Below are 11,887 nucleotides of genomic sequence, written 5' to 3'. Positions count from 1 at the left end.
ACATGCGTAACGCCGCACTCCTTACATCCGTTCTGGCACTGGCCGCCTGCGCCGGACCGATCCCCGACAGCGGGGCGCAGAGCGCGAACGAGGCGACGCTCCCCGGCGCGGCCACGGTGTCGAGCCAGCCGATCGACAGCGAAGGCGCGGCAATCGCGGCGGAAACCTCGCAGGTTCTGGGCCTGAGCGGCCCGGCGACGACGACGACCACTACAGGCGCGCCCCTCAGCGCGATGTCGTCCAGTGCGACGGTGAATGCGGGCACCGCCACGGTGCCGCCCGTCACCTCCGGCGCGGCGGTCGAAGACGGGGCCGTGGCGAACACGGCCGTGATCTCGGACGAGAACAACTTTCAGGCCGTGTCGGAACGGGAATCGATCCAGTCCGACGCCGAGCGTCTGGCCGAGAACCGCGCGCAATACGTGGTGATCCATCCCACCGAGGTGCCGCAGCGCGAAGGCGGCAACGGCGCATCGGTCGTGAAGTTCGCCCTCGCGACGAACAATGCACGCGGCCAGCAGCTTTACAGCCGTTCGGGCTTCAACGCGCAGGCCCGGTTCGAGCGGAACTGCGCCAAATATTCCCACAGCGATCTGGCGCAGGAGGCGTTCCTGAACGCCGGTGGCCCGAACCGCGATCCGCAGGGGCTCGACCCCGATGGCGACGGCTTCGCCTGTTACTGGGATCCGGCCCCGTTCCGCGCCGCCCGTCAGGGTGCGCCCGAAGTCGTGACCGAATACACCGACCGGGAGACGCTGGGCGATACCCCGCAGTAACGCGATCTGGCGTCCATCGCCCAATTTCGGGGATCGCCGCGACGGGCTGGTCCCCGAACTCATCGTCATCCATTACACCGCCATGGCCAGCGCCGAGGCCGCGTTGGACCGGCTGTGCAGCCCGGAGCACGAGGTATCGTGCCACTACCTCATCGCGCAGGACGGGGCGCTGTGGCAGATGGTCGAGGAAGACCGACGCGCATGGCACGCGGGTCAGGGCGACTGGGGCGGGCGCGGTGACGTGAACTCGCGCTCCATCGGCATCGAATTGGACAATTCCGGCCTCGTTCCGTTCACCGAACCGCAGATGGCGGCGCTCACCACGTTGATTTCCGACATCCGGGGCCGCTGGTCCATCCCGCTCCACGGCGTGATCGGCCATTCCGATTTCGCGCCCCTGCGCAAATCCGATCCAGGCCGCCGGTTCGACTGGCGTCGTCTCGCACGCGAAGGGCAGGCGGTCTGGCCCGACCCGAACGATGAGGGGGCGCAGCCCCGCGAAGAGGCGTTTCTCGGCGCGGCCCGGATCTTCGGATATCCGGTGGGCGAGGGCTTCGGTGCGGTGCTGGACGCGATGCGCCAACGCTTTCGGCCCTGGGCGCGGGGGCCGTTCGACGGGCGCGACATGGCCATCATTCGCGATCTGGCCGACCGCTTCCCCGTTGACCGGGGCGCGCCCGCCGCCTAGATGACCCTCGCGCGGATGGCCGGACGGTCGCCGGTGGCGGGGGCAACTCCGCTGCGGGAGGAAAGTCCGGACTCCACAAGGCAACGGTGCCGGGTAACGCCCGGCCGGGGCAACCCGAGGGAAAGCGCCACAGAGAACAAACCGCCCGGGTCAATCGCTGACGCGATGAACCCCGGGTAAGGCTGAAACGGTGGGGTAAGAGCCCACCGCGGGACGGGCAACCGGACCGGCACGGCAAGCCCCACCGGGAGCAATGCCGAATAGGGACCTCGCGCCCCGCGAGGGCAGGGCCGCCTTGGCCCGGAGGTCCGGGTTGGCAGCTCGAGCGGTTCGGTAACGGATCGCCTAGAGGAATGATCGTCGGCACCGGGGCGACCCGGCGTCACAGAATCCGGCTTACAGGCCGTCCGCGCATATCCACGTTTTCCGCGATCGAAAGGCGCGGGCGCACGCCCGCACAGGATGTGCGCCGCCCCGGCTGCGCCGGGACGCCGCGGTGGCCGCCCTTGCCGCGCGTCGGTCGTGGCGTGATCCCTGCGGCCTTTGCTGGGGAGGCGTCTGAGGGGCAGGACTGCCCCCTCAGAGCGCCTGTTCAAGCATGGTGCGAGTCGTCTGCGGGTCAAGGACGAGCCACGGCCAGGGCCGTGGTCGCTGGCGCGATCCTTGACCCACAGAAGACTCGCGGGTGCGGGGTGCGAAAAGTGGTGGAAGGGTGGTTGACTCAGGCCCGCGTTTCTATAGAAGGCGGGCTTCAAGGATTTACCCGGGCGGCTTTGCTGCGACCGATGAGGAGCTGGAAACATGGCGAAACCGACGACGATCAAGATCCGCCTGAACTCGACCGCGGACACGGGCCACTTCTATGTGACCAAGAAGAACGCACGCACGATGACCGAGAAGATGACCGTACGCAAATACGATCCGGTCGCGCGCAAGCACGTCGAGTACAAAGAAGGCAAGATCAAGTAAGCCCTTCTTGAGCCAAGACGTAAAAGCCGCGCGACCCACCGGGGACGCGCGGTTTTTCTTTGTGCAGACGACATCCGCCCGGACCCCGTTCCAACGACACGAACGAGAGGACCGACAGGATGATCCACCATTGCGAACCCGAAGCGGGGCAACGCCATTCCCCGACGCTTCCCCCCTTCACGCTGCGCCGGGCGCAGCCGGACGACGAGGCCGCGCTCACGCGGCTTCTGACCGAAAGCTACCGCGTCCTGCTCGCCCCCGATTACCGGCCGTCCGTGTTGGCGCAGGCGGTTCCCAAGATCGGCCGGGCGCAGCCGGACCTGCTGATGGCGCCGGGGTATCTGGTGGCCGAGACCGGGGGCGGCGATTTGATCGGGGCAGGGGGCTGGACCTGGCGCGGACCGGCGGGCGGGGCCGCGCCGCTCGACTGGGGCCATGTGCGCCATGTCGCGGTGCATCCCGATCACGCGGGGTCAGGGGTCGGGGCCATCCTTCTGGAGACGGTGATCGAAGACGCCCGTGACGCGGGCGTCCGGGTGCTTTCCTGCCTGTCGACCCTCACCGCGCGGGGCTTTTACGCGCGCATGGGGTTCAGCGACCAGGGCGAGGTCGATCTGGCGCTGGGACCGGGTCTCAGCTTTCCGGCGGTTCAGATGCGCCGGGTGTTGTAGAACGGCGAAAGGCCGCGCGGGGTCCGCGCGGCCTTTCGTTCGTGTCCGGGTGAGATCAGGCTTCCGAGCCCTGCATCTCTTCCAGACGGCGTTTGTTCGCGGTGCGGCTCATGACAAGATACATGAGCGCGACGCCGGAAAAGAATGCGCCGACGCCGACAAGAGTGATGGTGGTCATAGTAATCCCTCGTTTACCAAGTTGCCCCTCAGGGTTGCGTAGTTGGTAAATGTGGCGGGAATTGGTCGCCAAAAGGGTGTCATCACGTCGATTGATGCCAATCCATGCAAAAAGGGCCGGTCGCTTGGACCGGCCCTTCGGGGTGTTCTCCGCCTGCGGTTACTCGCGATTGCCGAGGAACTGGAGCAGGAACATGAACAGGTTGATGAAGTCGAGGTAGAGGTTCAGCGCCCCCATGATCGCCGACTTCGCCAGCCATTCGCTGTCCATCGCATGGGCGTGCTGGATGTAGTCGTTCTTCAGCTTCTGGGTGTCATAGGCCGTGAGACCCGCGAAGATCAGCACACCGAGCGCCGAGATCGCGAAGTGGATCGCGGGCGAGCCCAGGAAGATGTTCACGATCGAGGCCAGGATCAGGCCGATCAGACCCATGATAAGGAACGACCCCCAGCCGGAGATGTCCTTCTTCGTGGTGTAGCCCCAAAGCGACAGGCCCGCGAAGGCGATCGCCGTGATGAGGAAGGTCTGCGCGATCGAGACCCCCGTGAAGGCCATGAAGATCCACGAGATCGACATGCCCATGACGGCGGCGAAGACGTAGAAGAACAGCTGTGCGCCGGCCGCCGACAGCCGGTTGATCGCGGCGCCGAAGGCGAAGACCATGACCAACGGCAGGAACATCACGATCCAGCCGAGGATGTTCGGCGACAGCGTCACCGGGTCGCGCAGCAGCGCCTGAAGCGGTTCAGCCGTGCCGAACGCCCATGCCACCCCTGCGGTGACCAGAAGACCCACGGACATCAGCCCGTAGATCTTGTTCATATGGGCGCGAAGGCCCTCGTCGATCTGTGCCGCGCGGGCACCAACACCGGCGCGGACCGTTCTTTGTTCAGCCATTAGCTGCCTCCATGAAACCAAAATCCCAGTCGGGCGACGTAAACCCGAACTCCAGATGAATATTGGCAAGCATGGCAAGGTTTTCAAGCATTTCCGGGGGTCAAATCGACCCCCGGGCTGACAAGTCGGTGAAGTTACCAGTGGTGGCGGGACGGAAGCTCCCAGAACGGCCGGTTTGTTTCCGACCACGCCTGTTTGTGCGTCACGCCGATGTCGTCCAGCAGATGCGAGTCGAGCTTGCCCAGTGCCCGGCGCTGGCGGCGCGTCGCGTGCATGGCGAAGAGGACATTTAGGATCGAAACCCTGCGCAGGGGGGCAAAGCCGATACGGCGGCGGGCGATGGACATGGCGTGTTTCCTTCTCGAAATGTAATGCTTTCTGGTCGTTTCATTACGATGCTTGATATCTGCACCGCTTTCGTGAATTATGGAAGCGAATGATTTTGACGGTATCCATCAAGGATCGTGATATGGCCCGAAACCTCGACCTCACCGCGCTGCGCGCCTTCGTCACCGTGGCCGACGTGGGCGGCGTGACCCGCGCCGCCGGGCTCCTGCATCTCAGCCAATCCGCCGTGTCGATGCAGCTCAAGCGGTTGGAGGAGTCGATCGGTCAGCCGCTGTTCGACCGGTCCGGGCGATCCATCGAACTGACGGGCGAGGGGGAGCAGCTGCTTTCATATGCCCGCCGGATGCTGGAACTGAACGATCAGGTCTGGGGCAAGCTCACCGACAACGCGCTCGAGGGCGAGATCACGCTGGGGGTGCCCCATGACATCGTGATGCCCGCCCTACCGCCGGTGCTGCAACGCTTCCATGCCGAGTTTCCCCGGATGAAGGTCACGCTCATCTCGTCCTTCACGCGGGCGCTGAAGCAGGAATTCGTGCGCGGGGCCTGCGATGTCATCCTGACGACCGAGGAGCGTGGCGAGGGCAACGGCGAAACGCTGTGCCACCTGCCGCTCACATGGGTCGGGGCCCCCGGTGGCCGGGCGTGGAAACAGCGCCCCCTGCGCCTCGCCTTCGAAGAGCGGTGCAAATTCCGCGCCGGCGTGCAATCGGCCCTGGACGCTGCGGGCATCCCTTGGGAAATGGCGGTGACGAGCGAGATGAGCCGCACCATCGACGCAAGCGTGGTGGCCGACCTCGCCGTTCATGCCCGGCTCGCGGGCACTCAGATGGACCCGCTCGAGCCCATCGACCACGGCGGCGCGCTGCCCGACCTGCCGATCAACAACGTCAATCTCTATGTCGCCGAAAGCTGCCGGGGCGAGGCGCATCAGGCGCTTCTGCACATGCTCCGGCAGGCCTATTCGACGATGGCTCAGCCGCGACCCGTGGTGACGACGACCTTGCCGGTGGACTTGCGCGAACGCATGAGCTCATAGGCGTCCCCCGCCTGTTCGAGCGGCAGGGTGGCCCCGACGTGCGGCTTCAGCTTGCCCTCGTCATACCAGCGGATGAGCGTCGCCATGCTGTTCGTCAGCACCTCGGGTTTGAAGCGGTTATAGCCACCCCAGTAATACCCCATGATGTTGAGGTTCTTGACCAACAGGTGATTGGCCGGGATCTGCGGAATGTCGCCCGAGGCGAAGCCGACGACCAGAATCCGCGCCTCGGGGTTCGTGGCCCGCATGGCGGCGCGGAACTGATCGCCCCCGACCGGGTCATAAATCACATCGGCGCCCCCGGCGGCCTTGACCGCCTCGCGCAGATCGTCGGTTTCGCTGTCGATCAGCACGTCGGCCCCGGCGCTCTTGCAGACCTCGAGCTTTTCCTTGCCGCGGGCGCAGGCGATGACCTTGGCACCCATGAGCTTGCCGATCTCGATGGCCGTCATGCCGACGCCGCCGGCCGCGCCGAGCACCAGAAGGTTCTCGCCCGGCTGCAACCGCGCGCGGTAGTCCAGCCCGACATGCGATGTGCCATAGGCCACCTGAAACGCCGCCGCATCGGTGAAGGACATCGAATCGGGGATGCGGATCGCCTTGGTCGCCGGGAAGGTGCCGAAGTCCGCAAGCCCGCCGGACCCGCCGCCCACAAGCACACGCATCCCCGGCTCGAATCCCTCGACCCCTTCACCGACCTCGCGGATGGTGCCGGCCACCTCCATGCCCAGAGTGAAGGGAAGGTCGGGTTTCTCCTGATACTGCCCCTTGGCCATCAACAGGTCGCCGAAGTTCAACCCACAGGCTGAAATCTCAAGCAAGATTTCGCCATTTACGGGAGTTGGCGAATTTGTTTCCACTAACTCAGGGTTTTTGTCGTAAGATACAACTTGATACGCGCGCATGCCGCCCTCCTGTTTGTCGCTCACGCTAACGGCGGCTGCTTTGCAAGGCGAGGGCGACGCTGCGTGATATCGCATGACGAGTTGTCGGGGCCTGTGTTGGCGGCCGGAACGGGGATGGTTTTTGAGAGGGAATCGGTCGACGACGGGTTCCAAAAGCGACTTAAGCCGGTGTTTGCAATTTGCAATACACGTATAAGGCGAAAAATTGAGGGTAAAGGGTTAACCATAGGGTTAGCACGTGACGAGCTGAAATTTCTTTAAGTATCTGGAATAAAACCAGTTTTTAGGCATCCTCGGGTGTGGCCAAAAAGACAGGTTGTGGTTGAATGGAAACTGTAGCTTTCTAATGGGGTTGCGGAGCGTGTTTGTTGGGAGACGTCATCGATGAAGCATCCAGTGGATGTCCATGTGGGAAAGAGAATACGTCATCGCCGCTGGATGGTCGGTATGACGCAGCAACAGCTTGCCGAAAAGGTCGGGATCAAGTTCCAGCAGATCCAGAAGTATGAGACCGGCATGAACCGTGTGTCCGCGTCCCGACTCTGGGATATCTCGGACGCGCTTTCGGTGCCGGTGAGCTTCTTTTTCGAGGGTCTGGAAGGCGGGGCCGAGCGGGAGGCGGAACATGCCTTGCCCGACGACATCCTTGCCGACAAAGAGGCGCTCGAACTCGTGCGCAGCTATTACGCGATCCCCGAAAACCAGCGGCGTCGGCTGTTCGAACTCGCGCGCGTGCTGTCCGACGCGGCCTGAAAGCCTTGACGCGCTTGGGGTGACGTTCTACCGCCGAAGGGTGAACCTTTCGGTGCGGGTGCCGTGACTTTTTCCGAAGAACAATCCGATCTGATTGCCACGGCTCACGCGATGGCGGATGCCGCGCGGGCCGCCATCCTGCCGTGGTTTCGCAGCACCGCGCTGGTCTCCGACAACAAGCTGGACGACGGGTTCGACCCGGTGACGGAAGCCGACCGGGCCGCCGAAACCGCGATGCGGGCGGTGCTGGCGGATCGGCGTCCCGACGACGGCATTCATGGCGAAGAATTCGGGCGCCAACCCGGCACCAGCGGTCTGACATGGGTTCTCGACCCCATCGACGGCACGCGCGCCTTCATTTCCGGCTCTCCGACATGGGGCGTTCTGATTGCCGTCGGCGGCGCGGGGGGGCCGGACCTCGGCATCATCGACCAGCCTTACATCGGCGAACGGTTCGTCGGCGGCTTCGGTCTGGGCGAGATGACCGGACCGCTGGGCACCCGCCCGCTTTCCACCCGTGCCACCGAGGGTCTGGAAGAGGCGACGATTTTCACCACGTTTCCCGAGGTCGGCAACAAGGCCGAGCGCACCGGGTTCCACCGGCTCGCTAGCCATTGCAAACTCACCCGCTACGGGGCCGATTGCTATGCTTATGCGCTGCTGGCCGCCGGACACATCGACCTCGTGGTCGAAGCGGGGCTGAACGCCTACGACATTCAGGCACCCATCGCCGTGGTCCGTGCCGCAGGCGGGATCGTCACCGACTGGAAAGGCGGGCCGGCTCACGAAGGCGGCCGCGCCCTTGCCGCCGCGAACCCCGCGATCCATGCCGCCGCCCTTGCGATCCTGTCGGATACCGATTGATGGCGGACTTGACGATCCGCAACATCACCACCGTTCTGACCATGGACGATGGCCAGTCCGAATTGACCGATTGCGACATTCGCATCACCGACGGGATGATCGCCGCGGTCGGTCCCGACCTCGACCCGATGGGCGAAGTGGTGGACGCGAGGGGCTGCCTCGTCACCCCCGGTCTCGTGAACACGCACCACCACCTCTACCAGACCCTGACCCGTGCCGTGCCGGGCGGGCAGGACGCGCTGCTCTTCGGCTGGCTCAAGACGCTCTACCCGATCTGGGCACGGTTCGGGCCCGACGAGATGCGGATTTCGGCCCTCACGGGACTTGCCGAACTCGCGCTGTCGGGCTGCACGCTGACCTCGGATCACCTCTACCTCTTCCCGAACGGCGCGCGTCTTGACGACACGATCGACGCGGCGCGCGAGATCGGGATGCGGTTCCACCCCACGCGCGGCTCCATGTCCATCGGGGAAAGCGCAGGCGGGTTGCCGCCCGACAGCGTGGTCGAGCGCGAAGAGGATATCCTGAACGACTGCATCCGCGTGATCGACGCGCATCACGACGCCTCCGAAGGGTCGATGATCCGCGTCGGCGTCGCGCCCTGTTCGCCCTTTTCGGTGAGCCGGGAGCTGATGCGCGACGCGGCCCTCCTTGCCCGCGACAAGGGCGTGATGCTGCACACTCATCTGGCCGAAAACGACGAGGACATCGCTTATTCCGAAGAGATGTTCGGCTGCCGTCCGGGGCAGTATGCCGAGGATCTGGGCTGGACCGGGGACGACGTCTGGCACGCCCATTGCGTGAAACTGGACGGGGCCGAGATCGACCTGTTCGCCCGCAGCCGGACCGGCGTTGCCCATTGCCCCTGTTCCAACTGCCGCCTCGGCTCGGGCATCGCGCCGGTGCGTGCGATGCGCGACGCGGGCGTTCACGTGGGTCTGGGCGTCGACGGATCGGCCTCCAACGACGCCGGAAACCTCGTGGCCGAGGCGCGGCAGGCGATGCTCCTGCAACGGGTCGCGCAAGGGGCCGACAAGATGTCGGCACGCGAAGCCCTCTGGATCGCGACACGGGGCGGGGCCGAGGTGCTGGGACGGGACGACTGCGGGCAGATCGCGGTCGGCAAGCGCGCCGACATCGCGGTCTGGGACGTTTCGGGCGTGGAATCCGCCGGAAGCTGGGATCCGGCGGCGCTCCTCCTCGCCGGGCCGACACGGGTGAAACACCTGTTCGTCGAGGGGCGTCAGGTGGTGCGCGACGGGTATGTCACGACCATCGATCTGCCCCGCGTGATCGAGACGCAGAACCGGCTCGCCACCGCGTTGGCGCGGTAGCCGGTAAAGTTAGTTTCCGCAGATAACATTTTGGTTTCCCTTGCCATCGTGCCATAGTGCGCGCGCAAGGGGAACGGGATGAGCTACGCGACTTTGGATCACCTCGTGGTCACGACGACCACGTTGGCCAGCGGTGTGGACCATGTGGAGCGGACGCTGGGTCAGCCCATGGACGGCGGCGGCGACCATGCCTCGATGGGCACGCACAACCGCCTGCTCTCGCTCGGCCCCGCCGACTATCTCGAGGTGATCGCCGCGAACCCCGACGCGACCTCGCCCGGTCGGCCTAGGTTCTTCGATCTCGACAACCGCACCGGGCCTCCGCGTCTGACCAACTGGGTCATGCGGGTCGACAATCTGGCTGAAGGTCTGGCCATGGCGCCCAAGGGCACGGGCGAGGGGACCGCGCTGGCGCGTGGCCCCTATTCCTGGCGCATGGCGATCCCGGCGGACGGAAAACTCCCCTTCGACGGGATGTTTCCCAGCCTGATCCAGTGGGACAGCCCGCATCCCGCCCCGGCCATTCCCGACGGTGGCGCGCGCCTTGTCGCGCTCACCCTGTCCCATCCCGACGCAGCGGCCCTGCGCGCCGCCCTCGCGCCGTTTCTGGACGATACCCGCGTCGAGGTGGTCGAAGGTCCGGTGGGCATGGCGGCCCGTATCCGCACAGGCGAAAACGAGGTCGTTCTGACCTGAGTTTCGCCTGTCTTGCCGGTGTTATCTCTGATTAACTGCCCCCATGTCGCTTTGGACCCGCATCACCGACGCGCTCTCGGCCCTCACCTCCGGCGAAAGCCTGTCGGAGGTGTTCTCGCGCCTGCGCACCCCACCGGAACGCTCGGCCGGCTTCGCCATTGCCGTCATCGCGCTCGGGGCCAAGATGGCCAAGGCGGACGGCCTCGTGACCCGGAACGAAGTATCGGCTTTTCGCGAGGTGTTCACGATCCCGCCGGAGGAAGAGACGAACGCGGCGCGCGTCTTCAACCTCGCCCGGCAGGACGTGGCGGGGTTCGAACAATACGCGGAACGGATCGCGGGCATGTTCGGGCGTGCCGATCCGGCACTGTGCGACCTGATGGAGGGGCTGTTCCACATCGCCATGGCCGACGGTCAGTATCACCCGAACGAAGACGCGTTTCTCGAACAGGTGGCGGGCATCTTCGGCATCGACGAGCGACGGTTCAAATCCCTGCGCGCCCGCTTCGTGCCCGACGCCGCCCCCGATCCGTATGAGGTGCTGGGCGTCACCCCCGACACGCCCTTGCCCGAAATCCGCAAGGCATGGCGCGCCGAGGTCCGGGCCTCGCACCCCGACCAGCTGATCGCGCGCGGCGTGCCGGAAGAGGCGCTGAAGCTGGCGGAAAAGCAATTGATCGCGGTCAACCGCGCCTGGGAAGAAATCAACGCGGGCCGCGCCTGATGGTCCGCATCGCGACCTATAACGTCGAATGGTTCGACGGGTTGTTCGACGATGCGGGCGGGATGTTGGAGGATAGCGGCTGGTCTGGGCGCCATGATGTGACGCGGGCCGATCAGCTGACCGCGCTCGGCATCGTCTTCACCGCGATGGATGCGGATGCGGTGATGATTATCGAAGCCCCGGACGACAACCGCACCCGCTCGACCGTGCGCGCGCTGGAAACCTTCGCCCATGCCTATGGCCTGCGGGCGCGCAAGGCGCTGTTGGGCTTCCGCAACGCCACGCAGCAGGAAATCGCGCTGCTCTACAATCCCGACGTGTTCGAGGCCCGCCATGATCCGCAGGGCGACGAGACCGGCAAGAAGGGCACGCGCGATGCCCCCCGGTTCGACGGCGTGTTTCGTTTCGACCTCGACATCGACGCGACCCCCGACCTGATCCGCTGGTCCAAGCCGCCGCTCGAAGTCGCGCTGACGAACCGCGAAAACGGGCGCGTGCTGCGCCTGATCGGCGTCCATGCCAAATCCAAGGCCCCGCACGGTGCCTCCGCCCCGGACGAGGTCATGCGCCTCGCCATCGAGAACCGGCGCAAGCAGATGGCCCAGTGCATCTGGCTGCGCCAGCGGGTGAACGACCACCTCGACGCGGGCGACAGCCTGATCGTGATGGGCGATTTCAACGACGGTCCGGGGCTGGACGAATACGAAAAGCTCTTCGGCCGTTCGGGGATCGAGATCGTGTTGGGCGAAGCCGGGCAGACCGAGCTTTACGACCCCCACGCCCGCCTTGCCGTGTCGCGCCGTGTGGGCGCGATGCCTGTCACAGCAAGGTTCTGGATTCACTCGGAAAAACGCTACCTTCAGGCGTTGCTCGACTATATCATGGTGTCGCCCGACCTGCTGGCCTCGAAGCCCGACTGGCGCATCTGGCACCCGTTCGACGACCCGGTGTGCTACCGCACGATCGAATTGCGCGAAGCCCTTCTGACCGCCTCCGACCACTTCCCGGTTTCGATCGACATCGACCTGTGACCCTTGGCAGGCGG

Annotated in this window: 15 protein-coding genes and 1 other RNA gene; 12 read left to right on the top strand and 4 right to left on the bottom strand. The window is 65.3% G+C overall.

Features of this window, described 5'->3' with window-relative positions; all coding sequences use genetic code 11:
* The first annotated feature begins 2 nt into the window (after window positions 1–2).
* The 5 genes from RB2654_RS08715 (at window position 3) to RB2654_RS08700 (ending at window position 3,104) form a co-directional block, all read left to right on the top strand.
* A complete protein-coding gene (locus RB2654_RS08715; RefSeq protein ID WP_008330540.1) occupies window positions 3–776 on the top strand; it encodes a RodZ family helix-turn-helix domain-containing protein in 774 nt (257 codons plus the stop codon).
* An 82-nt stretch (window positions 777–858) separates the two neighbouring features.
* The gene (locus RB2654_RS08710) at window positions 859–1,464 is read left to right on the top strand and encodes an N-acetylmuramoyl-L-alanine amidase (protein ID WP_008330539.1); all 606 of its coding nucleotides are present in this window, start codon (window positions 859–861) and stop codon (window positions 1,462–1,464) included.
* 11 nt (window positions 1,465–1,475) lie between these two features.
* Window positions 1,476–1,879: RNase P RNA component class A (rnpB, locus tag RB2654_RS22670), an RNA gene on the top strand.
* A gap of 386 nt (window positions 1,880–2,265) precedes the next feature.
* On the top strand, window positions 2,266–2,433 hold the full coding sequence (rpmG, locus tag RB2654_RS08705; protein WP_008330537.1) for a 50S ribosomal protein L33: 168 nt from the start codon (window positions 2,266–2,268) through the stop codon (window positions 2,431–2,433).
* Between the two features lie 119 nt (window positions 2,434–2,552).
* Entirely contained in the window at window positions 2,553–3,104 is a 552-nt protein-coding gene (locus RB2654_RS08700) for a GNAT family N-acetyltransferase (RefSeq protein ID WP_008330534.1), read from the top strand.
* 55 nt (window positions 3,105–3,159) lie between these two features.
* Here RB2654_RS08700 and RB2654_RS24020 read toward each other — a convergent pair whose 3' ends face one another.
* From RB2654_RS24020 to RB2654_RS08690, 3 genes are all read right to left on the bottom strand, one after another.
* Complete coding sequence (locus RB2654_RS24020) at window positions 3,160–3,282, bottom strand: hypothetical protein (protein ID WP_008330532.1); 123 nt, start codon at window positions 3,280–3,282, stop codon at window positions 3,160–3,162.
* A gap of 159 nt (window positions 3,283–3,441) precedes the next feature.
* Entirely contained in the window at window positions 3,442–4,179 is a 738-nt protein-coding gene (locus tag RB2654_RS08695; protein ID WP_008330530.1) for a Bax inhibitor-1/YccA family protein, read from the bottom strand.
* Between the two features lie 134 nt (window positions 4,180–4,313).
* Window positions 4,314–4,526 (bottom strand): DUF1127 domain-containing protein, encoded by a 213-nt coding sequence (locus RB2654_RS08690; protein ID WP_040884623.1) that lies wholly within the window; start codon window positions 4,524–4,526, stop codon window positions 4,314–4,316.
* A gap of 122 nt (window positions 4,527–4,648) precedes the next feature.
* On the opposite strand from RB2654_RS08690, the gene RB2654_RS08685 reads away from it, so the two are divergent.
* Complete coding sequence (locus tag RB2654_RS08685) at window positions 4,649–5,566, top strand: LysR family transcriptional regulator (protein WP_008330510.1); 918 nt, start codon at window positions 4,649–4,651, stop codon at window positions 5,564–5,566.
* Here RB2654_RS08685 and RB2654_RS08680 read toward each other — a convergent pair.
* Window positions 5,503–6,471, bottom strand: coding sequence for an NADPH:quinone oxidoreductase family protein (locus tag RB2654_RS08680; protein WP_040884621.1), 969 nt, complete (start codon window positions 6,469–6,471; stop codon window positions 5,503–5,505). The two genes, RB2654_RS08685 and RB2654_RS08680, sit on opposite strands and share 64 nt — an antisense overlap.
* A 384-nt stretch (window positions 6,472–6,855) precedes the next feature.
* Here RB2654_RS08680 and RB2654_RS08675 point away from each other — a divergent pair, with 384 nt between their 5' ends.
* The 6 genes from RB2654_RS08675 to RB2654_RS08650 all read left to right on the top strand — a co-directional run bounded on the left by RB2654_RS08675 (window position 6,856) and on the right by RB2654_RS08650 (window position 11,873).
* The gene (locus RB2654_RS08675) at window positions 6,856–7,224 is read left to right on the top strand and encodes a helix-turn-helix domain-containing protein (protein ID WP_040884619.1); all 369 of its coding nucleotides are present in this window, start codon (window positions 6,856–6,858) and stop codon (window positions 7,222–7,224) included.
* A 63-nt stretch (window positions 7,225–7,287) separates the two neighbouring features.
* Window positions 7,288–8,088: a histidinol-phosphatase gene (gene hisN, locus RB2654_RS08670; protein ID WP_040884617.1), complete on the top strand. Its 801-nt coding sequence runs from the start codon at window positions 7,288–7,290 to the stop codon at window positions 8,086–8,088.
* Window positions 8,088–9,422 (top strand): 8-oxoguanine deaminase, encoded by a 1,335-nt coding sequence (locus RB2654_RS08665; protein ID WP_008330506.1) that lies wholly within the window; start codon window positions 8,088–8,090, stop codon window positions 9,420–9,422. The genes hisN and RB2654_RS08665 overlap by 1 nt, the downstream gene beginning before the upstream one ends.
* 78 nt (window positions 9,423–9,500) lie before the next feature.
* A complete protein-coding gene (locus RB2654_RS08660) occupies window positions 9,501–10,118 on the top strand; it encodes a VOC family protein (protein ID WP_008330505.1) in 618 nt (205 codons plus the stop codon).
* A gap of 43 nt (window positions 10,119–10,161) precedes the next feature.
* Window positions 10,162–10,842: a molecular chaperone DjiA gene (locus tag RB2654_RS08655; RefSeq protein ID WP_008330504.1), complete on the top strand. Its 681-nt coding sequence runs from the start codon at window positions 10,162–10,164 to the stop codon at window positions 10,840–10,842.
* Window positions 10,842–11,873 (top strand): endonuclease/exonuclease/phosphatase family protein, encoded by a 1,032-nt coding sequence (locus RB2654_RS08650; protein ID WP_008330503.1) that lies wholly within the window; start codon window positions 10,842–10,844, stop codon window positions 11,871–11,873. The genes RB2654_RS08655 and RB2654_RS08650 overlap by 1 nt, the downstream gene beginning before the upstream one ends.
* Window positions 11,874–11,887: the final 14 nt, after the last annotated feature.

The organism is Maritimibacter alkaliphilus HTCC2654 (genome assembly GCF_000152805.1).
GTDB classification, from domain to species: Bacteria; Pseudomonadota; Alphaproteobacteria; order Rhodobacterales; family Rhodobacteraceae; genus Maritimibacter; species Maritimibacter alkaliphilus.
Note: the sequence above shows the minus strand (reverse complement) of the source record. Positions and strands in the feature narration are given on the sequence as shown.